The organism is Massilia sp., from assembly GCF_031995545.1.
Taxonomy (GTDB): Bacteria; Pseudomonadota; Gammaproteobacteria; order Burkholderiales; family Burkholderiaceae_D; genus Telluria.
The window spans coordinates 28,267-52,141 of the sequence record NZ_DAMAGA010000009.1 but is presented as its reverse complement, the minus strand read 5'-3'; the positions used below and the strand labels follow the sequence as shown (position 1 = coordinate 52,141).

Genomic DNA, 23,875 nt, shown 5'->3' with positions numbered 1-23,875 from the left:
GCATGACAGCCCGGCGTCCGCCCGGATGTCATGCTTTTACAGCAACATGATTGTCGATCCCATAAGAACACACCCCTGACTTTGACGCGTGGTAACATCGCGGCAATTTCTTATTCTTTTGGCAGTCATGCGCACCCGCGTCTGCATCACCATCGACACCGAATTCACGATCGGCGGCGCGTTCGCGGACCCGGCACGCCATCCGGTCGCCGAACAAAACGTCTATTGCAATGTCCAGGACCGCTCGGAGGGCCTGGGCTTCATGCTCGATACCTTCCACCGTCATGGCGTGCAGGCGACCTTCTTCGTCGAAACCGTCCAGCGCCATTATTTCAAGCACGATCCGATGCGCCCGATCGCGCGCCGGATCGTCGATGCCGGCCACGAGGTCGAGCTGCACACCCACCCCTGCTGGAACGTGTTCCGGCACGAGGACTGGCGCGAACGCGCCCGCACCGCGCAGCGCCTGGACGACTTCAAGGGCCGCGCGCTGGACGATTCGGTGGCGCTGATCGAGCAAGGCATCGCCACCTTCGGCGACTGGGGTCTGGACAAACCCAAGGCTTTCCGCAGCGGCAACCTGCAGCACGACGCCACGCTGTATAAAGCGCTGGCCCAGGTCGGGATTCCCTACAGCTCGAACATCGGCACCGCCATCTTCGACAGCGGCGACCCCGACTACCGCCTGTACAGCGGCCACCACCAGCGCCACGGCGTGGTCGAATGCCCGGTGCTGTCGTTCTCGGACTGGTCGCTGGGCGGCAAAAAGCACATGAAGTCGCTGACCATCGCCGGCACCAGCTTCGGCGAGACCCGCACGCTGCTGGAAAAGGCGCGCGCGGCGCAGATCCCGACGGTGGTGATCCTGACCCACCCGTTCGAATACATCCACTGGGGCGACTACGGGCTGACCCGCACCCGGGCGCACCACGTGACGCAGCAGCGCCTGCGCCGCCTGTGCGCCTTCCTGCAGCAGAACGACGACCGCTTCGAGGCCTGCGGCCTGGTGCACGCGCTCGATGCCGACGCCACGGTCTCCGACCGCAATACCCTGCTCGACGTCTCGCTGCTGCAAAGCGTGCCGCGCATGGCCGAGCAGGTCATCTACGACAAATATGGGCGCTGGGCGCTGAGCCGCCAGCCTGCCAGGGCATCATGAAGACTTTCGTCAATCACCGCTTCGGTACCTTCCGCGGCCTGGTCCGCACCGCGCTCGGCTACGCCGAACTGGCCAGCGGCCGCCTGTCCCCGTTCAAGCTGCGCGATCCGGCCTCGGTGCGGCGCGTGGTGTTCGTCTGCCACGGCAATATCTGCCGCAGCGCCTACGCCCACATGATCGCCAACCGGCTCGGCATGCACGTGGCCTCGCTCGGCCTGTCGACCAAGACCGGCAACGCTTCGCCCGAGCCGGCGCTGGCCGCCGCCACCCGACTCGGCGTGGACATGAGCGCGCACCGCGCCTGCGCGCTGGAAGACTTCGAGATCCAGCCGGGCGACCTGTTCCTGGTAATGGAAGTGCGCCAGGCGCACAAGCTGCGCCGCCTGCTGGGCAACCGGCGCGACGTCCACGTCAGCCTGCTCGGCCTGTGGGGCCAGCCGGTGATGCCGCACCTGCACGACCCGTACACGCTGTGCGATCCGTATTTCGAGGCCTGCTTCAAGCGTGTGGAACTGGCGGTCGAGCGCCTGGCGCGCGCGCTGCCGCATGTGCGCGCCAAGGCCGTGGATGCCGCCCCGGTGGTCCCGACCGGCACGCCGGCCGCCGACGCCCGCGCCATGGCGCCGCAGGCCTGAGCCGATGAGCCCAGTTTCCACCGAACGCACCCTGCCGGCCGTCGTGGTCGGCATCGACACCCCGATCGGCCTGACCGTGGTGCGCGACCTGGGCCAGGCCGGAGTACCGGTCTACGGCATCGGCCGCGGCGTGCACGCGCTCGGCATGCGCTCGCGCTACCTGACGCGCGGCCTGGTGCGCCCGCGCGACCCCGACGCCATGATCGACCAGCTGGTGCACCTGAACGCCGAACTGGGCCCGGCCTGCCTGTTCGCGGTCTCCGAGAGCGACATCACCCTGCTCAACCGCCACCGCGAACGCCTGAGCGGCTTCACCATCATGTTCGCCGACCAGGTGCGCATGGATTCGGTGCTGAACAAGGACCAGACCTACGCCGCCGCCGCCAAAGTCGGCATCCGCACCCCGCGCACCGAACAGCCGGCGTCGCTGGCCGAGGTCGCGCGCCTGGGCGCCGAACTGCGCTTCCCGGTGGTGCTGAAGTGGGCCAATCCGCACGAGGTCGCGGCGCGCCTGGGCGCGGCCGGACTGGCGCTGGACAAGACCCATTACTGCCACTCGGCGCAGGAACTGCAGGCCTATCTGGCCCCGTACGAGCGCGCCGGCGTCTATCCGCTGGTGCAGGAATACTGCGCCGGCTACGGCCTGGGCCAGTTCGTGCTGATGAAGGACGGCCAGCCGCAGTACACCTTCCAGCACCGGCGTGTGCACGAGTGGCCGCCGGAAGGCGGCTTTTCCAGCATGTGCGAGTCGCTGCCGCCGGACGCGCACGCCGAACTGATGGCCAGGTCGGTGGCCCTGCTGCGCGAGCTGCGCTGGGAAGGCATCGCGATGGTCGAGTACCGCCACGATCCGCTGACCGGCGAATCGGCGCTGATGGAAGTCAACGGCCGCTTCTGGGGCAGCCTGCCGCTGGCCTGGCATGCCGGCGCGCGCTTCCCGAGCATGATGCACACGCTGTGGGGACGGCGCCAGCCGCTGGCGGCGCCAGCCTACCGCAGCGGCGTACGCTGCCGCTACATGCTGCCCGAGACCAAGCGCCTGCTGCGCATCCTGTTCGCGCCACAAAAAATCGCCGACAAGAACCTGCATTTCCGGCGCCTGCCCGAGCTGCTCGGCTACCTCGGCGGCTTCGTGCGTCCGCGCAGCCGCTACTATGTGTTCACGCTGGGCGACGCCGGTCCCTTCTTCAGCGACGTCGGCCAGATGCTGAAGAAAGCCTGGGGCGCAGTCGGCGCGCGCTTGCCGCTGGGACGCCGCCGCGGCGCGCCGGCCTCGGGCAAGTAAGGCGACACGGCGCCGCGGCGCCTGCCGTAGAATGAGTTGTCGCGACAGCCCGTCGCATTCAGCCGAGGTCCGCATGCCGATCCAGCCGGAACAACTCGCCGCCCTGATGGCCGAAGTCGAACAGGAAGACCCGATCGACTTCGCCGACCTGCCCTTTCCCGAAGACGAACTGCGCCTGCTGGTGGCCGGCCACTTGTGCGAAATGGCGGCCGCGATGGACAGCTTCAGCGCCGAAGACCGGCTGACCACCTTGCTGGCGGTATCGGCCAAGCTGGTGCTGGAAAACCTGGTGCTGCACGTGCAGCTGCTGCGCCGCCATGGTCTGCCGGTGGGCGACAACGTCGAGGCGCTGCTCAGCCGCCTGCGCAAGCCGGACGAATAAGCCGAAGGAATGAGCTGAACGCGTGCGCCGGTCGAGTGCGCCAACGACCGGCCCGCTACGCGGCGTCCGGATTGCGCCACACCGCCTGCAATACGCCGAATATTGCCCTATGGATCTATTTTTTGGTCAAATGTAGCCCAGAATCAATAGTTTCGACGGCAGCGTACAACATTTGAACAGTGGCGTCCGATCGGCGTGGTAGAAGGCGCGATGCATGGGGTATTATTGCCTGGAGTGAAATTTCGTGCATCTCCAGTCACATTCGATTCCAGAGGAAAGTTATGCCCAGCATTGCCAAGAAACGACTCGCCACTGCCGTTGTCTCCAGCCTCTTGATCATGGGCGTGGTTGGCTGCAAGAGCGAGCAGTCGACCGAAAGCCTGCTCCAGGATGCCAAGCAATACCAGGACAAGGGCGATCGCAAGGCTGCCCTGATCCAGCTGAAGAACGCGGTAGCAAAGAGTCCGGACAATGCCGAAGCGCGCATGGCGCTGGGCCAGCTGCAGCTGGACGTGGCCGACTACGCCTCGGCCGACAAGGAACTGCGCCGCGCGCGCTCGCTGGGCGTGCCGGCCGAGCGCGTGATGGTACCGTTGGGCAAGGCGATGCAGGCACTGGGCCAGCACCAGGATCTGCTGAAGGAAATCACGCCGCAAGTCGCACAAGGCAATGCCGAACTGCTGTCGCTGCGCGGCGGCTCGCTGCTTGCCACCGGCAAGCCGGAAGAAGCGCAAGCCGCCTACCGCGAAGCGCTGGCGGCCGCTCCCGCCGCGGTCGCGCCGCGCCTGGGCCTGGCCGGCCTGGCCCTGTCCCAGGGCGACAAGATCGGCGCCCTGACGCTGGTCGACGAAGCGATCGCTAAGGCGCCGAACGATGCCAGCGCCTATATGTTCAAGGGCATGATCATGCGCGCCGACGCCCAGGATGCGGCCGCGCTCGACGCGTTCGCCCAGGTGCTCAAGCTCGAACCCCATCATCGCAGCGCCCGTATCGAGCGCGCCTATGTTCAGATCAAGCTGGCGAAATTCGACGAGGCGCAAAAGGAAATCGACGGCGCCAGGAAGAATGCGCCGGGCAGCCTGCTGGTGACCTATACCCAGGCGCTGCTCGACTCCTCGCGCGGCAAGGACACCGCGGCCCAGGAAAGCCTGCAGAAAGTGCTGCGCAGCGCGCCGGACTACATGCCGGCGGTCCTGCTGGCCGGCAAGGTCGACCTGGCGCTGGGTTCCAACCAGCAGGCGCAGCAGCATCTGCGCAAGTACCTCGAAGCCAACCCCGACAATGTCTATGCGCGCAAGCTGCTGGCGCAAGCCCTGATCAAGGGCGAGCGCCCGGCCGAAGCCAGGGAGATCCTGGCGCCGGCCCTGGCATCGGCCGCCGACGACGTGCAATTGCTGGCCCTGGCAGGCGAATCGCACATGCAGGCGCGCGAATTCGACAAGGCCAGCGGCTACCTGGAGCGCGCCGCCACGCTGGCGCCGAAGGCGGTCGCACTGCGCACCTCGCTGGGCATGTCGCGCCTCGGCCAGGGCGACGTCAACAAGGCGGTGGCCGAGCTCGAACGCGCGGTCGCGCTCGACCCGGCATCGATCGAAGCGGCGATGTCGCTGGCCAGCGCCCAGGTCGGCCTGAAGCAGTACGACAAGGCCCTGGCCACTTTGCAGAAGCTGGAGCAGAGCCACCCCAACAACGCCCGGGTGATGACGCTCAAGGGCGAAGTCCAGCTGGCCAGCGGCGACAAGGCCGGCGCCCGCGCCGCTTTCGAAAAAGCGGCCGCGGCCGAGGCGAGCTTCCTGCCGCCGGTCGCCCACCTGGCCCGCATGGACATGGCCGACAAGCAGCCGGAAGCCGCCAAGAAGCGCTTCAACGCGATGCTGGCCAAGGACCCGGCCAACTTCCAGGCGCTGTCGGCGCTGGCACAGATCGCCGTGATGCAGAACCAGCCCGAGGAAGCCACGCGCCTGCTGGAAAAAGCGCATAACGGCCATCCGGAAGCGATCGCCCCGGCGCTGCTGCTGGGCCGCCATTACATCGGCTACAAGCAGCCCGAAAAAGCCATTGCCCTGGCACGCAAGCTGCAAGTGGCGAACCCGACCGATGCCAGCGTGATCGACCTGATGGGCCAGGCCCAGCTGGCCGCCAAGGATGGCGCCGGCGCGCTGGAAAGCTACAGCAAGCTGGCCAATCTGCAGCCGAAGGCGGCCATGCCCCACCTGCGCCTGGCGGCCGCGCACGGCCTGCTGAAAAACCAGTCGGCGGTGCTGGACGACCTGAAGCGTGCGGTCAGCCTCGATCCCGATCTGCTGCCGGCGCGCCAGGCCATGGCCCAGTACTATGTCCAGCAGGGCAAGCCAGAAGAAGCGCTGAAGGTCGCGCGCTCGATGCAGGAACGCGATTCGACGCGCGCCGCCGGCTATCTGCTGGAAGGCGATATCCATGCCACCGGCAAGCAGCTGCCGCAGGCGATCCCGGCCTACCAGAAAGCGCTGGCCGAGACTAAGTCGCCGGACATGGCGGTGCGCCTGGCCTATGTCTACGCGCAGACCGGCAAGACCGCCGAGCTGAGCCAGCTGGTGACGGGATGGCAAAAGACCAATCCGAACGACGTGACGGTGCCTGCCTTCGTTTCAGAGAAATATCTGGAGCGTAAAGACTACAAGGGCGCGATCGCGATCCTGGAAAAGACCAGCGCTTCGGTGCCGAACAACCCGGCGGTCCTGAACAATCTGGCCTGGGCCTACCACCAGGTCAAGGACCCACGCGCCCTGGATACCGCCAAGCGCGCGGTCGGACTGGCCGGCAACCACCCGGCGATCCTGGATACGGCCGGCTGGATCATGGTCGAGCGCGGAGACACCGACGGCGGCCTGGCGCTGCTGCGCAAAGCCAGCGCCGCGGCGCCGAAATCGCAGGATATCCGCTACCACCTGGCGGCGGCGCTGGCCAAGAGCGGCGACAAGGCTGCGGCCCGCACCGAGTTGAATAAAATAATCAATGATGGTGAGAAAGGTAGCAAATATTCTGCAGATGCAATAGCATTGCTACAAACACTTTAACGGTTCAGATTAACGACAAGCTATGCTGGCACGGCAGCCGGACAGGGAATCCATCATGACCAAGACTACTCCTTCGCCTGCAACGACGGACGACTCCTCGGCTGCTCAATCGAACAAGGCTAATGCTGAGGATCGCGCTACCATAGATGACTCCGAGCTTGAAGACGTCATTGTGAAACAAAACTCCTACGGTATCCGCCTCACCGATACTGCGGCGGGGCGTAATTCGGCCAGCATGCTGATCAACCGAATGTATGCGTGGCGCGGTTACGCCGGCACGCATACCCTTACCGACGACCCGAACCGCATCACCCTGACCGCGACCGACAAGGGCGACGTGGTCGGCACCCTGACGCTGGGGATGGATTCGTCGATCGGCCTGATGGCCGACGATATTTTCAAGGAAGAACTGGACTACCACCGCCAGCGCGGCGCGCGCCTGTGCGAATTCACCAAGCTGGCCTTCGATTCCTCGGTCCGGTCCAAGGCCTCGCTGGCCAACCTGTTCCACCTGGCCGTGATCTACGCGCGCGACCTGCACCACTGCACCGACATCGTCATCGAAGTCAATCCGCGCCACCGCCGCTTCTACCAGGCCATGCTCGGCTTCGTGGCCGAAGGCGACGTCAAGATCAACCCGCGCGTCAACGCCCCCGCGTATCTGCTGCGCGTGAACCTCGAGTACGTGACGGAACAGATCAAGAAGCACGGCGGCACCATCAACGAAGGCAGCACCGACCGCTCGTTCTATCCGTATTTCTTCTCCCCGCGCGAAGAGCACGGCATCATCAACCGCCTGCTACGCATCGATACGCAAACCGTCGAAGCCTGAGCGGCGCTGCATACCCTGCGTATTTCCTCCTGAAGACATGACATTCACGTTCAATTACGAACAGGCGTTCGCACGCAATATCGGCTGGGTCACGCCGGACGAACAGGCGCGCCTGCGCGGCAAGCGCGTCGCCATCGCCGGCGGCGGCGGCGTGGGCGGCGTCCACCTCCTGACCCTGGCGCGCCTGGGCATCGGCAGCTTCCACATCGCCGATTTCGACAGCTTCGACATCCCGAACTTCAACCGCCAGGTCGGCGCCACCATGTCCACCGTGGGCCAGCCCAAGGTCGAGGTGATGGCGCGCATGGCGCGCGACATCAATCCCGAGCTCGAGATCAAGGTGTTCGAGCATGGCGTCAACAAGGACAACCTCGACGCCTTCCTGGACGGAGTCGACCTGTATGTCGACGCGCTCGACTTCTTCGCCTTCGATGCGCGCCAGGACACCTTCGCCGCCTGCGCCCGGCTCGGCATCCCGGCCACCACCGCGGCGCCGCTGGGCATGGGCGCGGCGGTACTGAATTTCATGCCGGGCAAGATGACGTTCGAGGAATACTTCCAGTGGGGCGAGCTGGACGAACTGGACAAGGCGATCCGCTTCGTGGTCGGCCTGGCCCCGGCCGGGCTGCACCGGCCCTACCTGATGGTGCCGTCCTCGGTCAATTTCGCCGAGCGGCGCGGTCCCTCGACCATCATGGCGTGCCAGCTGTGCGCCGGCGTGGCGGCGACCGAAGCGCTCAAGATCCTGCTGGGCCGCGGCGAAGTGCTGGCGGCGCCGCACGGCATGCAGTTCGACGCCTACCGCAACCGGCTGACCCGTACCTGGCGCCCCGGCGGCAACCGCAATCCATGGCACCGCCTGATGATCGCGGTGGCGCGGCGCCAGATGCGCAAGGAGACCCGACCATGAAGCCGCAAGGTCCCCTGCTGCAGATTCTGGAACTGGCGCGCTGGGCGCCGAGCGGCGACAACACCCAGCCCTGGCGCTTCGAAGTGCTGGCGCAGGACCACGTGGCGGTGCATTGCCACGACACCCGCGCCGACACGGTGTACGACCTGGACGGCCATCCGAGCCAGATCTCGGTCGGCGCGCTGCTGGAAACCATGCGCATCGCCGCCACTGGCCACGGCCTGCGCCTGGACGCGCTGCGGCGTTCCGACAGCCCGGATGAACAACCAGTGTTCGACGTGCGACTGGTGCCGGATGCCGCCGTCGCCCCGAGCGAACTGATCGGATCGATCGTCAAGCGCAGCGTGCAGCGCCGCGCGATGCGCACCCGGCCCCTGAGCGAGAGCGAAAAGCGCGCGCTCGAGGACGCTGCCGGCGCCGCCTACAGCATCAGCTGGATCGAGGGCCGCGCCAAATTCAAGGCCGCGCGCCTGATGTACGACAACGCGCGCCTGCGGCTGACCATGCCGGAAGCGTTCGAGGTGCACCGCCGCATCATCGACTGGGGCACCGACCGCAGCCCCGACAAGGTTCCTGACAAGGCGCTCGGTGTCGATCCGGGCACCCTGGTGCTGATGAAATGGGCGATGGTGAACTGGAAGCGCATGTCGACCATCAATACCCTGATGGGCACCTGGGCGCCACGGCTGCAGATGGACCTGATCCCGGGCGTGGCCTGCGCCGCCCACTTCGTGCTCAAGGCGCGCCAGGCACCGCAGGGTATCGACGACTACATCGAAGCGGGACGTGCGGTGCAGCGCTTCTGGCTGACCCTGACCCATCTCGGCCTGTACATGCAGCCCGAGATGACGCCGCTGATCTTTTCCAAGTACGTGCGCGAAAACCGCGTCTTCACGCAGACACCCGGCCTGCACGAAGCCGCGGCGCGCCTGCGCGCCCAGGCCGAGGAACTGGTGTTCGCCGGCGCGGACTACCCGGTCTACATGGGCCGGGTCGGCGCCGGACCGGCGCCGCGCGCGCGCTCCGAACGCCAGCCGCTCGAGCGCCTGCTGCTCGACTCGGGCGCGCCGACCGCGTAAAGTCGGGCGCGGCGCCGGCGGCTCCTGCAACGGGGCGCCGGCGTGGCGCCGGTGCCCTGGTTCGCTCAGGGCAGCATCGCGCTCGACAGGCCCTTGAGCTTGAAGTGGCGGCGCAGGTCCTTGTAGTCCTGCATCTGCCAGTCGGTCAGATTGCTGCGCACCTTGGCCAGGCTGTCGGCCAGTTCCGGCACCCACGCGCGGCGCGGCGCGCTCTTGAGCGCCACCATGAACGGCAGCACGATCGTGGAATACAGGGTGGCGCGGCCGTTCAGCGGGCGCACCGCGCGCTCGAAGTCTTCCAGGAAGAACGCCGCCTTCAATGAATTGATGTAGTCGATCGTGAACAGTTGCGGCTGGCGATGCGCGTGCTGGTTGCCGAAGTAGTCGATCGAGCTGTCCAGTTTCAGGTGGCCGAAGTCGGCCATGTACACCCCGCCGTCGTCCTTCAGGATGCGCGCCACTTCGGCGAAGGTCTGGCACAGCATGTCCACGGTCGGCAGGTGGTGCAGCGCCATGGTGGACATCACCGCGTCGATCGACTTGTCGGCGAACATCGACAGGTCGGTGATGTCGCCAGTGCGGAACTCGACGTTGCTCAAGCCCTTGCTCGCCACCAGGGCGCGCGCCTGTTCCAGCATCGGCGCCGACAGGTCGACCCCGATGAAGCGGGTCTCGGGATTCAGGCGCGCCACCATGGTCAGCATATTGGCCGGGCCGCAGGCCAGGTCGACCACGGTGTCGCCGGGACGGATGACTTCGCAGATATTCGCGCAATGGTAGAGGTAAACCGAGGCCATTACGGCATCTTCGCGGCCGGCCTTGACGTATGCGGCAACGCTTTCCGGATCGTCCATCACCAGTAAAGGTTCGGTTTCACGTTGAGCCTGTCTTGAAGAAAAGAATTCACGTGCGACAGTAGACAAGAGTGGAATGGTCGGCATTTTATTTCCAATAAGAAAAAATAAAGGTTTGCGGCAATTTCTTAACTGTCGGGATTTTTTACAGCGCTTTATTCAATATCATATCCATGACGATCAATTTACCGTAAACCATTGATTTGCATAGGACCAGTTCAAGCTGGCACGCTGATTGCTTTATGTAGCTCGTAGTCTCAAAAGAAAGCGTTGAGAAAAAGCGTTTGAAGTTTAACTGCGGCAATGCCGCTCAGCAACACAAGAAAAGCACCGTGAAGTAATGACTCTTTGCGGACTAGCCTTCAAAAGAAGGCACTCAGGTAAAAACAATTTTTGGAGATTCACATGACCAAGTTCTTCCGCGCCTCGCTGGCAACCGCCCTGTTCGCAATGGCCTTCGGTGCACAAGCACAACAAGTCAACAACGCACCGTCGTTCATCATCAACCCGAACAGCAACGGTCTGGCGACCGATGGCGTCGAATTCGAAGCCAACGTGATGAACGGCATTTCGTCGGCGCGCGTTACCAGCATCGGCGGCACCCGCTACCAGAGCGTCGGCTACATCCAGTACAACGGCTTCTCGCTCAACGGCGAAACCGTTTCGGTGGACGACACCCGCCTGGGTTCGCGTAACGGCTACGGCCTGTACGCCACCTTCACCCAGACCTTCACCTGCAGCTCGCTGCTGTCGCCAGGCGTGAGCTGCTCGATCGATACCATCAACCTGTCGCTGTTTGCCGACAAGGGCACGGACAACCGCTTCGTCCAGGCAGCACTGGGCCGTGACGCGAGCGTGACCGTGAACGGCGACCAGGTCCTGCTGGGCACCGTCAACGGCATCAACGCCGGCAGCGCAGGCATCAGCGCACAAGGCGGCGCGTTCCAGAACGTCAACACCAACTTCAACATCACCGAAGAAGGTTCGGCATTCTTCGTCTCGCCAGACCCGTTCTACAGCTTCGCGTTCAGCTCGTTCCAGAACACCTCGCAGGGTCTGACCTGCCGTAACGCTGCCGGCACCGGCGGCCTGGCATTCTGCACCGGCGCGACCGAAGTGGCGATCAACTCGGAAACCGGCAACACCGACTTCAACGGCGCACCTTCGGAAGTGCCGGAACCAGGCGCACTGGCACTGATGGGCCTGGGCCTGCTGGGCATGGGCGCATACCGCCGCAAGCGTCTGCAGAAGTAATTGCAGCGCGCATCGCCGAGGCGATGCACGAAAAAAAACCTGGCTCCGGCCAGGTTTTTTTTTGCTTGTGCAGATCATCGTCACGCGCCTTCCGCCCCGGCCCGCGCTGCGCCGGATTCAGCCCAGGTCGAGCGGCGCCGGCTTCGGTGCCGACGGCGCCGCCGGCGACAGGAACGCCTTGTGCAGCAGGTGGCGCGCCAGCAGCAGCGGCGGCATGCGCAGCCAGTTGCCGCGCACGTACAGGGCGAACAGCGCCGCTCTGCCGGCCGCATTCACGCTCATCGGCGGCACCAGTGCGCGCTGCAACAAGCCATCCATCAGCCGCAGCAGCGCCGGATTGGGCCGCCCGCAGTCGGCCGCCGCCAGCACCGCCGGCGGCACTTCGGTAGCGAACACGCGCCGCAGATGGCGCAGCGCGTAGAACAGGGGGCGCGTCAGTTGCAGTTCGGTTGCGCGCGGCACCAGGCCGTCCCAGAATCCCGGCGCGACGCCGAACTGGCGCGCCAGCCGGTGCAGGTCGAACAGGTCGCGCAGGCCGTGGCCGAATTCGCCGTCCGAGAACAGGTGCACCGCGCTGTGCAGGAACATGTCGTGCGGCGCCAGCATCCACAGGCCGGCCTGCCCCGGCACCGGTACGGCGGCGGCGCGCAGCCGGGCCGGATCGGGGCGCACGGCGGCGGTCTCGGGCAGGATCGCGTGGTGCACGTCGACCGTATTGCCGCGCCACATATGGGTCATCGGCGGGATTTCGTGCATCCACTCGCGGTAATAGCGCTGGTCGTAGGCGTCGTGGTGGGTGCTGACCCATCCTTGCAGCATCAGCGCCGCCTCGACCTCCTCGATACGCTCTTTCGGCACCAGGATGTCGATATCCGAAAACAGGCGCCCGCGCCCGGCATCGAGGCCGGCCAGCGCATAGGCGCCGCCCTTGAGCAGGATCAGCGGCACCTCCAGGCCATCGAGCGCGGCGCCGATCCGCTCCACCTCGTGGCGAGTGCCGCGCGCGTGGCTGGTGCCGACCGTGCGCGCCCAGTCCAGGTGCTCGCGCGGCGCCGCCGGCACCGCCTCCAGCAGGCCGGCGTCGTCCAGCAGCAGCGCCAGCGTGGCCAGCATGTCGGCGCTGGCGGCCTGGCGCAGCAGCCGGTCCCAGGCACCCGCTGTCAGGCCGCGCACCGTCGCCGGTTCGCGCAATACCCCGGTCAGCAATGCCTTCATGCGCCCTCCTCCACCAGGGCGTCGAACAGCGCCAGCGCTTCTTCCAGCCGGCTGTAGACGAATTCGTGGCCGGCGCAGCGTTCGACCAACGCGCCCAGGGTGCGGAAACCGCGTTCGCCCAGCACCAGGTAATTGAAAGCGTTGTCGGCCACGCGCATGAAGGTGCGCGCTTTGGACAATGGCGTCAGGCGGGTGGCGGCGCCGGCTTCCCAGCGCGGGAACACGATCGCCAGCGGCGCCGCGCACTCGTGCGCGCGTTCGATGCTCGCGCGCGGCGCGCGGATGTGGCCGACCGTGCCCTTGGCGGTGCCGTGCGCCAGCGGCCCGAACACGGCGTCGGGGGCGAAGGCGCCGATCACGCCGATCGAGGCGTTCTTCAGGCTGACTGGACGCGGCAGCGGAACCAGCAGGCCATCTTCGTGGCGCACCAGTGTCAATTCGTCCGACAGCAGGCGCCAGCCGCGGCATACCAGGGCCGCGCACAAGGTGCTCTTGCCGGAACCGGGCGGCGCCGGCAGGATGATGCCGCGCCCGTTCTTTTCGACCACCGCCGCGTGCAGGAGCAGATACGAGTGGGCGCGGTTGGCGACGCACCAGTTCATCATCCACTCGAACATGGCCGAGGCCTGGGCCACCGGCAGCGGCTTGAACGGCTGCTGGCCGTCCTGGTCGAAGCGGACCTGGGGCCGCCACCAGCGGCGCAGCCCGCCCGGCTGCTGCAGGCGCAGGTGGAAATCGGCGAAGCCGCCCGGCTCGGCGATTGGATAATCGCCGTACAGTTTGGCCAGGCTGCGCGCCAGCAGCGGGATATTGCTGTGGATGCGACTGACAAAGGGGCCGGTGTGGAGATCCAGCCCGGGGCCGTCCAGGCGCGCGCGCAATTGCGCAGGGCTCAGCTGCGACAGCGTCAGCATGGTTCGATCAGGTGCATCTGGTGCAGGTCGTGCAGGAGCGCGGCGACCTCGGCCGGCTCGACGGCATCGGCCTCGGCCTCAGCCTCGCCACCATCCGCGGTCAATTCGACTTGCAGCGCCCGCGCCAGGCCGGCGGCATCGGCCGGCGCCGCGCACAGCTGCTCGAGCATCCACAGCGTGGTGGAGGACAATAAATGGGTGGCGCCGGTCAGGTCGTTGAACAATACGGCTTCGCCATCCCATTCGCGCCGTTCCAGCGTCTGCCCGGCCCGCACGCGCCAGGCATGGCGCGGCTCAGTCACGATAAGTCTTTTGCAGGTAGCCGATGACGTCCGGCGCCATCCAGTAGGTCTTCGGCGTCGGCTTGTAATAGCCCTTGGTCTGCAGGTCGCTCCACATGATGCGGACCGTGTCCTCGGTCAGGAAATTAATCTGACCGGTCATGATGTTGAGCCAGGTGGTGGCCAGGTAGCGGCCGACGAAGCCCTCGTACCGGTCCTTGCCCAGGATGTCGACCAGCTTGACGTTGGCATAGTCGGCATACTTGCCCCTGCAGCCGAACAGCTCGCCGAACTTGATGTTTTGCGAGCACGGCCAGAAGTGCGATACCAGGCACCAGAACTTGGGACCGCGCGCGCCGCCGCACATCGGATTGTTGTCGGCGTAGGTGCTTTCGGTACCGGTGGACAGGCTGGCCGACGGCGCCGCGCAGCTCGGGCGGTGGTGCAGCGTGGCGCGGCTTTCGAGCGTCATCAGGACGCCGGCGGCGCCCAGGCCGGCCTTGGTCAGGCGGCGGCGCGCGGCGCCGTGGCCGTTCAAGGCTGGCGCGACAGGAAATTCGGAATCGGGTCGTTGTTCGATGGCCACGTCGGGTTCCTCGGAATCAGGTAGCCATACGGCGCAAGCTCGGGAAAAGCAGGCTCCATGGCAAAGCCGGCATGGGTGCATGCCGGTGGTAAAGACACAGCAAAAACCGTGCCTTTAAATTGCCATTAGGAAAAATCTCTTTTTAAACAGGCATCTAGTGAGAATGTCTGCGCGGCAATCATTCATTGCAATTTGGAATGAATGCCGGCTGTAAAATTTATCGACAGGAAATTAGAAGAAGCTTTCCGGGATGATCAGGATGTCGCCAGGACGCATCATGACGTTGGCCGAGATGTCGCCGTCGCGGATCAGATCATCCAGGCGCACGGTCAGCTTTTCCTGCTTGCCGTCGACGGTGCGCACGATGCTGGCCTTGTTGCCGGCAGCGAATTCGGTAACGCCACCGACCGCGATCAGGACGTCCATCAGCGACATTTCACGGCGGTATGGCAGTGCCTGCGGACGGGCGGCTTGGCCGATCACGCGCACCTGCTCGCCAAAATTACCGACGAAGTTGGTGACGACCACAGTCACCACCGGCTGCTGGATGAACTTGGCCAGCGCCTGTTCGATATCGCGCGCCAGCTGGGTCGAGGTCTTGCCGGCGGCCGGCAGGTCTTCCACCAGCGGGGTGGTGATCTTGCCGTCCGGACGCACCGGCACCGACATCGACACTTCCGGATTGCGCCAGACGATGATGTTGACCGCGTCGCCCGGGCCGATCAGGTAGTCGGGATTGACCGGCGCCAGCGCCGCGGCGCTGGGAGCGGGCGGGGTCGCGCATCCACCCAGCAACAGCAGGCAGCTTGCGGCGCCGGCCGCCATCACGTGTTTCATCCACTGCGTCATCTTGATCACTTCGACTCCTTCGTCTGCGCCCGGCTGGTGGACCGGCATCGACTTGCGATTGAAAAATTGTTATTTCACCATCAAAACAGCCGCTATTGTATATCAGAGTCTTTTCGGAAACGCCGTGCACGAATGAAATTGTTAGTACAAATTGCCACACTCGCGCGTCCGCCGCTTCCCGCTAAGGCCGCTGCAGCAGCGCCCGCACATGGCGCGCCGGCACTGCATAGGTGATGCCGCTTGGATTGGTGATCGCGGTTTCCTTCAGGCCTTTGACGAACACCATGTTCACCACCGCCAGCACGGTACCGGTCTCCGGGTCGTAGACCGGGCTGCCGCTGTTGCCCGGATAGGCGGTGCCGTCCAGCTGGTAGACCGTGAACGGCGCCCGCTGCAGCTGCGAAATGGCGCGCGCATCGAGTCCGCGTGCGCTGAGCGAGGGCCGCACTACCGGCGTGATCGCCGCCAGCAGGGCGCGGTGGGTGGCCGGATACAGCCCCAGCACCATGCCGAGCGGGAAACCGGTGAACGCCAGCTCCTGCCCTTCGCGCGCATCCTCGCGCTCGGCCAGGCTCAGGGCCGGCAGCGGCGCGCCTTCCAGGCGCAAGTGGGCCAGGTCGTGTTCGCGGTCGAGTCCGACCAAGGTGGCGGGCCGGAACGCGACCGTGGCGCCGTCGCCGACCACCACGCCCAGGGTTTCCTTGCGCGCCACGTCAAGCTTCTCGGGCACCACGTGGGCGTTGGTGATCACGCTCAGGCCGTCGCCGACCACGAAGCCGGTACCGGCGAACGCGACCGCCGGGCTGCGCGTCTGCAGGTGGGTGCCGACACCGACGATCGAGCGCTTGACCCGGACCACCGTGTCTGGCAGCGCCGCAGTGGCCGGGAACGGGACGGACAGCGCCGCCAGCAGGGAAGCGCCGCCATGGCGCAGGAAGATTCGTCGTTTCATGTGCAGTTCATATTGGTGCGGTACACCTGGTATCGATTGGCTCCAGGATGCTGATACTAGGCTTGTGCCAATCGTGCAAGCCCTTTCCGATTTTAAACATTACAATAACCATGTTTGATTTTCAGCAACTATCAACAGCGCTGTCCTCAACCACTTCCGCGTCGTCCATACCGTTTTCACGTCGTTACAAAGTTTCGCTAAATACAATGCGCCAAAGCGCTGAATGTTTGCGATAATGCAACACTATACGTGTATCTATGGCCTGCGATAACGATGTTGTCGTTGCAATGAAGAATTTGTGTTGTAAGCCGTTTGCATTCTGAGCACGTAATTGCGTAATTTTCCAGCACGCAATTGCAATTGCTCACTCTACAAGCGATCATGCAGGGTGTTTTATCTACTGTGTCCGGCCTCCGCCGGACCGTGACTGGCGAGACCTAAGATGGCCGAAATCACAGCCTTGATTCTGAATTTCTTAAAAGCAATTGGCAAGTATCGCTGGCACGCGGTGGCGATTACCTGGGTGGTTGCCCTGGCGGGCTGGGCGGTCGTATTCAAGCTGCCCAACCAGTACCAGGCGTCGGCGCGCGTGTATGTCGATACCCAGAACATCCTCAAGCCCCTGCTGTCGGGCATGACCACGGTGCCGAACCTGGACCAGCAGGTCCAGTTCATGCGCCGTACCCTGCTCAGCCGCCCGAACGTGGAACGCGTCGTGCGTGAAGTCGACCTCGACGTCAAGGCGCGCGACAGCCGCGAACTGGACAAGATCGTCGACGACATGACCTCGCGCATCAAGATGGCCGGCACCCAGCGCGACGACATCTATACCATCACCTATACCGGCAGCAGCGCCAAGGAAGCCAAGGACGTGGTGCAGGCCTTCCTGACCATCTTCGTCGAGGGCAGCTTCAGCGGCAAGCGTCAGGATTCGGAAAAGGCGGTGCAGTTCATCGACGACCAGATCCGCGGCTATGAAGAGCGGCTGGCGGCGGCCGAGAATTCGCTCAAGGAATTCAAGCTGCGCAATATGGGCTTGCTGCCGCGCGAAGGCGCCGACTACAACTCGCGCATGGTGGGCGCCAACGAGGCGCTGAACCAGGCGCGCCTGGAACTGAGCGAAGCCGAACAGGCGCGCAACGCGATCCGGCGCCAGATCTCGGGCGACACCAGCGGCGGCCCGGGCAAGCGCGCGCTGCCGGTGCTGACCGACCCGGTGCTGGAAGAGCGCATCGCCAACACCAACAAGACTCTGGACGGCCTGCGCACCCAGTACACCGAAGAGCACCCGGACATCATCGCCAACCGCCGCCTGCTCGAGCAGCTGCTGGCACGCAAGGCCGAGGAAGCCAAGAACGTCAAGCCGAGCGGCGACCCGGGCGCCAGCTACAGCCCGATGCTGCAGCAGCTTAACGTGCAGCTGTCCGACGCCGAAGCGCGCGTGGCCTCGCTGCAGGCGCGCGTGGCCGAATACAGCAACCGCGTGGCGACCCTGCGCGCCCAGAGCCAGCAGGTGCCGGAGATCGAAGCCCAGCTGGCCAACCTCAACCGCGACTACGAAGTCAACCGCGCCAACTACCAGCGCCTGGTCGAGCGCCGCGAATCGGCCAAGCTGTCGGGCGACCTGTCGTCGGCCACCGACATGCTGACCTTCCGCGTGATCGATCCGCCGCTGGCGCCGCCGCTGCCGTCGGGCCCGAACCGCCTGCAGCTGTTCTCGCTGGTGTTCGTCGGCGCGCTGATCGCCGGCCTGGCGGGTGCCTTCCTGATGAGCCAACTGCGTCCGACCTTCCTCAGCCAGGCGGCGCTGCGCGACACCACCGGGGTCCCGATCCTGGGCTCGATCAGCATGAACTGGACCGGCGAGCAGACCGTGCGCCGCAAACGGCGCCTGGTAGCGCTGGCCGCCTCGGTGGTGGTGCTGTTCGGCGTCTACGGCGCCGGCGTCGCCGCCATCCTCGTCCGTCCGATGTAAGGCCGCAGGCCAAGGAGCGAATGTGAGCATTATCGAAAAAGCGGCCAGCCGCATCGACCAGCAGCGCCAGGCTGCCAACAGCGCGGCTGCAGCCAAGCCGGACACCGTGGCCGAGCAGGCCGCGCATCCCGTGATCGAACTTCCGGTGCCGGCCCCCGTGCCGGCAGCTTCCGCCCCGGCGGCGGCTCCGGCGGCGACTCCGGCGGAATCCCCGGCGGACGTCCCGGCCGAACCGGTGTTCGCAGAGGCCCCGGCCGCCGCGCCGGCGCGTGGCGCCACCCGCAAGGTGGAACTCGACCTGGCGCGCATGCGCGAGCTGGGCATGGTCACCGCCGCCGGCGGCCGCACCAACCTGCTGGAAGAATTCCGCATCATCAAGCGCCCGCTGCTCAAGCGCGCCTTCGCCGAGCGCGGCCCCAAGGACAATCCGGGCAACCTGATCATGGTCACCAGCTCGCTGCCGGGCGAAGGCAAGACCTATTGCTCGATCAACCTGGCGATGAGCATTGCCATGGAACTGGACCACACCGTGCTGCTGGTCGACGCCGATGTGGCACGTCCTTCGGTGCTGCGCACGCTCGGCCTGCCGGCGCACCGCGGCCTGATGGATTGCCTGATCGACGACCAGCTCGACCTGCAGGACGTGCTGCTGCGCACCAACGTCGACACCCTGTCGATCCTGCCGGCCGGCACCAGCACCGGGCGCGCCACCGAACTGCTGGCCAGCTCGACGATGACGCAGATGCTGCACGAACTGGCCAACCGCTATCCGGACCGCGTGATCATCTTCGATTCGCCGCCGCTCCTGCTCACCAGCGAATCGCGCGTGCTGGCCAGCCACATGGGCCAGATCGTGGTGGTGGTGGAAGCCCAGACCACGACCCAGCACGCGGTCAAGGAAGCGCTGCACAAGCTGGAAGGCTTCGACAACGTCAACCTCATCTACAACAAGACCCGCGACATTCCGGGCATCGAAGAGACGTATGATTACCACTATGGCTGATCAGCGGCGCGCTGCCGGCCTGCCGCGCCTGCTGCCGTTGGCGGCCGCCGCCATGCTGCTGGCGGCGCCGGCGCACGCGCAATGGGACGTCACGCCCAGCGTCGGCCTGTCGGGCACCTGGTCGGACAACATCGACCTGCGCGAGGATGACCTGGCCAAACACCAGTTCGTCACCGAGCTGCGTCCGCAGCTGGCGGTGAGCGGCAAGAGCCGACGCCTGAACTTCGATGCGGTCGGCAGCTGGCAGCGCTATGCCTACAGCGACCGCGACGACATGCTGCGTCCGGCCGACAGCCGCCGCACCTACGCCGCCAACCTGCAGGGCACGGTGGTCGAGCAGCTGCTGTACGTGGACGCCTCGGCCAACCGCAGCCGGCGCAGCATCCAGCCGTTCACGCCGGGCGCCGAAGAAAATCCGTATTCGCTCGAGAACCAGACCGACGTCGAGTCGTGGAGCATCAGCCCCTACCTGGTGCGCCGCTTCGGGCGCGATGCCACCATGCAGCTGCGCTACAGCCGCGACGCGGTGAATGCCGGCCTGCGCAACCTGTACGGCAACAGCACCAGCGACACCGTGCTGCTGAACCTGGCCAGCGGCACCTCCACCAAGGCGCTGGGCTGGGGCTTCAACCACGTGCGCCAGGACATCAAGAACGGCCTGGTCGGCGAATCCTCGTCCGAAAGCAGCACCGGTTCGCTGCGTTACCAGTTCACACCTGCCTGGGCCGCCACCATGACGGCCGGCTACGACAAGTACGATTTCGAAGGCCCGGGCGGCGGCAGCTCGGGCCGCAGCTGGACGGTGGGCGGGGTCTGGACCCCGAGCGCGCGCACCAGCGTGCAGGCCTCGGTCGGGCGCCACCTGTACGGCCAGACCGGATCGGTGCTGGCCACGGTACGCAGCCGCCGCACGGTCTGGAACCTGCAGTATGCCGACGTGATCACCTCGTCGCGCCGCCAGTCGGTGCTGCCGGCCTCGATCGACACCGCATCGATGCTCGACCGCATGTTCAGTTCGACGGTCGCCGACCCGCTCGAACGCGAACGCCTGGTGGCCGCCTACATGCTCCAGAACGGCTTGCCGGCCAGCCTGGCCGAAAGCATCAACTTCCTCACCAACCGCTGGGCGCGCCAGAAGGAATTGCGCGCCTCGGTCGGCTGGCGCGGCGGACGCAGCACCGCCCTGTTCAGTGCCTACCGCAGCGAGCGCATCGCGCTGTCCGACCAGCAGAGCGACAGCGCCCTGCTCGGCAGCCAGTTCAGCTCGCTGAACGACAATGTACGCCAGCGCGGCGTGAACGCCAACTTCTCGTACCGCCTCGGCCCGCGCACCAACCTGAACAGCGGCGCCGACTACAGCTTCCGCGAGTCGCTCACCACCGGCATCGAAACACGCCAGCGCATGCTGTACGTGAGCGCACACCGCGACATCGGCCGCCACCTGTCGGCCAACCTCGAGCTGCGCCGGCGCAGCGGCGGCACCGACTACGCGGGCCGGCGCGACTACAGCGAACGCGCCGTGGTGGCTTTCCTGAACATGAAGTACTGATCGGACCAACGAGCGGACAACCAGCACGATGTACGAATCCTATTACGGCCTGTCGGCCAAGCCCTTCCAGCTGCGGCCAGACCCGCATTTCTTCTTCGGCTCCAAGGGCCACAAGCGCGCCATGGCCTACCTCGAGTACGGCCTGTCGCAGGGCGAAGGCTTCATCGTCATCACCGGCGAAGTCGGCGCCGGCAAGACCACGCTGGTGCGCAACCTGCTGGGCCACCTGCCGAACGACCAGATCGTGGCGGCCCACATCGTCAACACCAGCCTCGATCCGGAAGACACGCTGCGTATGGTGGTGTCGAGCTTCGGCCTGCCGTACGAAGGCGCCAGCAAGGCCGAGCTGCTCAATCGCCTGGAGCAGTTCCTGCGCAGTGTGGACCGCCAGGGCAAGCGCGCCCTGCTCCTGATCGACGAAGCCCAGAACCTGAACGCGCGCACGGTGGAAGAACTGCGCATGCTGTCCAACTTCCAGACCGACGACCGCTCGCTGCTGCAGACCTTCCTGCTCGGCCAGCCCGAGTTCCGCGCCACCCTGCACAGCCCCGGCATGCAGCAGCTGCGCCAGCGCGTGATCGCCAGCTACCACCTGGGCCCGATGGATGCCCAGGAAACCCGCGCCTACATCGAGCACCGCCTGGCCACCGTCGGCTGGAACGGCGACCCCGCCTTCGACGACGGCGCCCACGCCGCGATCTTCGCCTACAGCGGCGGCATTCCGCGCAAGACCAACACGCTGATGGACCGCGTGCTGCTGATGGGCTTCCTGGAAGAGCTGCACGCCTTCACCGAAGAACACATCAACGACGTGGTGCGCGACATCGCCGAGGAATTCCAGGCGCCGGATGCGATCGGCGAGCCGGATCCGGACAGCGAATACGATTCGCGCCTCGATGGCGCCGAACACCGCGGCGGCATGCGTTCAGGCGAGATGCGCCAGGGCGACCGGCGTGCGGCCAGCGTCGAGATCCTTGACGAGCGCATGATGCGCCTCGAGAAATCGATCGTCTCGGTGCTGTCGATCCTGAAGAAAATCGTCGCCACGCCCCAGGGCCAGGCGGCGCTGACTGCACAAGATAACGCCACCCCTCACGCCAACCCACGTACGGACCACCAGGAATAAGCCATGCAAATGACCGCTCCCGCAGCCCGGCCGCGCCCAGCACCGGGTGAACGCATCCGCAACGCCATGACCTGCGACGTCGAAGACTACTTCCAGGTCTCGGCCTTCGCGCCCTACATCGACCGCGCCAGCTGGCCGACCCGCGAATGCCGCGTCGAAGCCAATATGGAACGCATCCTCGCCTTGTTCGAGCAGAACGGCGTGCGCGCCACCTTCTTTACCCTGGGCTGGATCGCCGAGCGCTATCCCGCCATGGTGCGCCGCATCGTCGAAGCGGGCCACGAGCTGGCCAGCCACGGCTACGGCCACCTGCGCGCCTCGGACCAGAGCCGCGCCGAATTCGACAACGATATCCGCTCGGCCAAGGCGCTGCTGGAAGACATCGGCGGCCAGGTCGTGCTGGGCTACCGCGCCCCGAGCTTTTCGATCGGCCACGCCAACCTGTGGGCGCTGGACGCGCTGCACGAAGCCGGCTACAAGTACAGCTCGAGCATCTATCCGGTGCTGCACGACCACTACGGCATGCCGGACGCGCCGCGCTTTGCCTTTTATCCGAACGGCCCGGACGGCCTGCTGGAAGTGCCGATCACCACGGTCAAGATGGGCGGGCGCAACCTGCCGGCCGGCGGCGGCGGCTACTTCCGCCTGCTGCCCTATGCCTTGAGCCGCTGGATGATGGAAAAGGTCAACCGCGAAGACCAGGAGTCGGCGCTGTTCTACTTCCACCCATGGGAAATCGATCCGCAGCAGCCGCGCCCCGAAGGCCTGGGCGCCAAGGCGCGCTTCCGCCACTACGTCAACATCGACCGCATGGAGCGCCGCCTGGCCCTGCTGGCGCGCGACTTCAAGTGGGACCGCATGGACCGCATCTTCCTGGACAAGCCATGAATTCGATCATCGAAGGCGCACAGGCGCGCCGCGCGGCGCCGCCGGCCGCCGCTCCGCAGACCCTGCACCTGCTGCAAAAGAACGACTATGCGCGCTGGGACGCTTTCGTGCGCGCCTGCCCGTCCGCCACCTTCTTCCACCTGTCGGGCTGGCAGAGCGTCATCGAGCAGTCGTTCGGCATCAAGACCTGGTTCTACTACGTCGAGCAGGATGGCGAAATCCAGGGCGTGCTGCCGCTGGCCGAGATCAAGAGCCGCCTGTTCGGCCACTCGCTGGGCGCGATGCCGTTCTGCGTGTACGGCGGCGTGGCCGCGACCAACGACGCGGCGCGCGCCATGCTGGACGGCGCGGCGCACGAACTGGCGCAGAAGCTCGGCGTCGGCCACCTGGAATACCGCGGCATGCAGCGCGCGCATCCGGGCGACGCCAGCTGGCACACCAAGGAACTGTACGTCACCTTCCGCAAGGAGATCAGCAGCGACGACGAGACCAATATGAACGCCATCCCGCGCAAGCAGCGCGCGATGGTGCGCAAGGGGATCAAGCTTGGTTTGAAAGGCGTGGTCGAGGACAATGTCGACCGGATGTTTGAGGCCTATTCTCACAGCGTACTGCGCCTGGGCACCCCCGTGTTCCCGAAAAAATACTTCGCCCTGCTGCAGAAGACCTTCGGCGACGAATGCGAGGTGCGTTCGATCTATACCGAAGACGACAAGCTGGTCGGCTCGGTGCTGTCGTTTTACTGGCGCGACGAAGTCGTGCCCTACTACGGCGGCGGCATGGACCTGGCGCGCTCGGTGGCCGGCAACGACTTCATGTACTGGAACCTGATGCAGGCCGCAGCCGCACGCGGCTGCCGCATCTTCGACTTCGGCCGCAGCAAGCTCGGTACCGGCGCCTACGACTTCAAGAAGAACTGGGGCTTCGAGGCCACGCCGCTGCCGTACGAATACAAACTGTATGCGTCGACCGCGCTGCCGGACAACAATCCGCTGAACCCGAAGTACCAGCTGTTCATCAAGGTCTGGAAAAAGCTGCCGCTGCCGGTCGCCAACTTCATGGGCCCGTTCATCGTGCGCAACCTGGGGTAA

The 23,875-nt window shown here is 65.7% G+C and carries 22 protein-coding genes; 15 read left to right on the top strand and 7 right to left on the bottom strand.

All coding sequences use genetic code 11. The annotated features are described in order from the left end of the window. The first annotated feature begins 127 nt into the window (after positions 1-127). The 8 genes from RTQ83_RS09040 (at position 128) to RTQ83_RS09005 (ending at position 9,338) form a co-directional block, all read left to right on the top strand. Positions 128-1,159, top strand: coding sequence for a polysaccharide deacetylase family protein (locus tag RTQ83_RS09040; protein ID WP_312513511.1), 1,032 nt, complete (start codon positions 128-130; stop codon positions 1,157-1,159). Then, positions 1,156-1,794, top strand: coding sequence for a hypothetical protein (locus tag RTQ83_RS09035; RefSeq protein WP_312513509.1), 639 nt, complete (start codon positions 1,156-1,158; stop codon positions 1,792-1,794). Before RTQ83_RS09040 ends, RTQ83_RS09035 begins: the two co-directional genes overlap by 4 nt. Positions 1,795-1,798: 4 nt before the next feature. Continuing rightward, positions 1,799-3,079, top strand: a complete 1,281-nt coding sequence (locus RTQ83_RS09030; protein ID WP_312513507.1) for a hypothetical protein — start codon at positions 1,799-1,801, stop codon at positions 3,077-3,079. A gap of 73 nt (positions 3,080-3,152) precedes the next feature. Next, the gene (locus RTQ83_RS09025; RefSeq protein WP_312513505.1) at positions 3,153-3,461 is read left to right on the top strand and encodes a hypothetical protein; all 309 of its coding nucleotides are present in this window, start codon (positions 3,153-3,155) and stop codon (positions 3,459-3,461) included. 281 nt (positions 3,462-3,742) lie between these two features. Continuing rightward, positions 3,743-6,517: an XrtA/PEP-CTERM system TPR-repeat protein PrsT gene (prsT, locus tag RTQ83_RS09020; protein ID WP_312513503.1), complete on the top strand. Its 2,775-nt coding sequence runs from the start codon at positions 3,743-3,745 to the stop codon at positions 6,515-6,517. 172 nt (positions 6,518-6,689) lie between these two features. After that, on the top strand, positions 6,690-7,349 hold the full coding sequence (locus tag RTQ83_RS09015; protein ID WP_312513501.1) for an N-acyl amino acid synthase FeeM domain-containing protein: 660 nt from the start codon (positions 6,690-6,692) through the stop codon (positions 7,347-7,349). Positions 7,350-7,386: 37 nt separating this feature from the next. Then, the gene (locus RTQ83_RS09010) at positions 7,387-8,259 is read left to right on the top strand and encodes a ThiF family adenylyltransferase (protein ID WP_312513499.1); all 873 of its coding nucleotides are present in this window, start codon (positions 7,387-7,389) and stop codon (positions 8,257-8,259) included. Then, positions 8,256-9,338: a nitroreductase family protein gene (locus RTQ83_RS09005; protein ID WP_312513497.1), complete on the top strand. Its 1,083-nt coding sequence runs from the start codon at positions 8,256-8,258 to the stop codon at positions 9,336-9,338. The genes RTQ83_RS09010 and RTQ83_RS09005 overlap by 4 nt, the downstream gene beginning before the upstream one ends. 65 nt (positions 9,339-9,403) lie before the next feature. On the opposite strand, the gene RTQ83_RS09000 is transcribed toward RTQ83_RS09005, so the two are convergent. Further along, positions 9,404-10,135, bottom strand: a complete 732-nt coding sequence (locus RTQ83_RS09000; protein WP_312513496.1) for a class I SAM-dependent methyltransferase — start codon at positions 10,133-10,135, stop codon at positions 9,404-9,406. A 462-nt stretch (positions 10,136-10,597) separates the two neighbouring features. On the opposite strand from RTQ83_RS09000, the gene pepA reads away from it, so the two are divergent. After that, positions 10,598-11,446, top strand: coding sequence for a flocculation-associated PEP-CTERM protein PepA (gene pepA / locus RTQ83_RS08995; protein ID WP_312513494.1), 849 nt, complete (start codon positions 10,598-10,600; stop codon positions 11,444-11,446). A 117-nt stretch (positions 11,447-11,563) separates the two neighbouring features. On the opposite strand, the gene RTQ83_RS08990 is transcribed toward pepA, so the two are convergent. The 6 genes from RTQ83_RS08990 to RTQ83_RS08965 form a co-directional block, all read right to left on the bottom strand. Next, positions 11,564-12,661, bottom strand: a complete 1,098-nt coding sequence (locus tag RTQ83_RS08990) for a nucleotidyltransferase family protein (RefSeq protein WP_312513492.1) — start codon at positions 12,659-12,661, stop codon at positions 11,564-11,566. Continuing rightward, on the bottom strand, positions 12,658-13,575 hold the full coding sequence (locus tag RTQ83_RS08985; protein WP_312513491.1) for an HprK-related kinase A: 918 nt from the start codon (positions 13,573-13,575) through the stop codon (positions 12,658-12,660). The genes RTQ83_RS08990 and RTQ83_RS08985 overlap by 4 nt, the downstream gene beginning before the upstream one ends. Further along, entirely contained in the window at positions 13,569-13,877 is a 309-nt protein-coding gene (locus RTQ83_RS08980; RefSeq protein ID WP_312513489.1) for an HPr-rel-A system PqqD family peptide chaperone, read from the bottom strand. The genes RTQ83_RS08985 and RTQ83_RS08980 overlap by 7 nt, the downstream gene beginning before the upstream one ends. Continuing rightward, positions 13,870-14,442 carry a hypothetical protein gene (locus RTQ83_RS08975; RefSeq protein WP_312513487.1) on the bottom strand — a complete coding sequence of 191 codons (573 nt, stop codon included), beginning with the start codon at positions 14,440-14,442 and terminating at the stop codon, positions 13,870-13,872. The genes RTQ83_RS08980 and RTQ83_RS08975 overlap by 8 nt, the downstream gene beginning before the upstream one ends. Positions 14,443-14,673: 231 nt before the next feature. Next, the gene (locus RTQ83_RS08970) at positions 14,674-15,291 is read right to left on the bottom strand and encodes an XrtA/PEP-CTERM system exopolysaccharide export protein (RefSeq protein ID WP_312513711.1); all 618 of its coding nucleotides are present in this window, start codon (positions 15,289-15,291) and stop codon (positions 14,674-14,676) included. 181 nt (positions 15,292-15,472) lie between these two features. Continuing rightward, positions 15,473-16,243 carry a serine protease gene (locus RTQ83_RS08965; RefSeq protein ID WP_312513484.1) on the bottom strand — a complete coding sequence of 257 codons (771 nt, stop codon included), beginning with the start codon at positions 16,241-16,243 and terminating at the stop codon, positions 15,473-15,475. A gap of 442 nt (positions 16,244-16,685) precedes the next feature. Between RTQ83_RS08965 and RTQ83_RS08960 the strand changes: the two genes are divergently transcribed. The 6 genes from RTQ83_RS08960 to RTQ83_RS08935 are packed head-to-tail and all read left to right on the top strand — an operon-like array spanning position 16,686 to position 23,875. Continuing rightward, positions 16,686-18,218 (top strand): XrtA system polysaccharide chain length determinant, encoded by a 1,533-nt coding sequence (locus RTQ83_RS08960; RefSeq protein ID WP_312513482.1) that lies wholly within the window; start codon positions 16,686-16,688, stop codon positions 18,216-18,218. Positions 18,219-18,240: 22 nt separating this feature from the next. After that, the gene (locus RTQ83_RS08955; protein WP_312513480.1) at positions 18,241-19,221 is read left to right on the top strand and encodes an XrtA-associated tyrosine autokinase; all 981 of its coding nucleotides are present in this window, start codon (positions 18,241-18,243) and stop codon (positions 19,219-19,221) included. Next, positions 19,202-20,770, top strand: a complete 1,569-nt coding sequence (locus RTQ83_RS08950; protein WP_312513478.1) for a TIGR03016 family PEP-CTERM system-associated outer membrane protein — start codon at positions 19,202-19,204, stop codon at positions 20,768-20,770. The genes RTQ83_RS08955 and RTQ83_RS08950 overlap by 20 nt, the downstream gene beginning before the upstream one ends. A 28-nt stretch (positions 20,771-20,798) precedes the next feature. Beyond that, positions 20,799-21,896 carry an XrtA/PEP-CTERM system-associated ATPase gene (locus RTQ83_RS08945; protein ID WP_312513476.1) on the top strand — a complete coding sequence of 366 codons (1,098 nt, stop codon included), beginning with the start codon at positions 20,799-20,801 and terminating at the stop codon, positions 21,894-21,896. A gap of 3 nt (positions 21,897-21,899) precedes the next feature. After that, positions 21,900-22,784 carry an XrtA system polysaccharide deacetylase gene (locus tag RTQ83_RS08940; RefSeq protein ID WP_312513473.1) on the top strand — a complete coding sequence of 295 codons (885 nt, stop codon included), beginning with the start codon at positions 21,900-21,902 and terminating at the stop codon, positions 22,782-22,784. After that, on the top strand, positions 22,781-23,875 hold the full coding sequence (locus RTQ83_RS08935; protein WP_312513470.1) for a FemAB family XrtA/PEP-CTERM system-associated protein: 1,095 nt from the start codon (positions 22,781-22,783) through the stop codon (positions 23,873-23,875). The genes RTQ83_RS08940 and RTQ83_RS08935 overlap by 4 nt, the downstream gene beginning before the upstream one ends.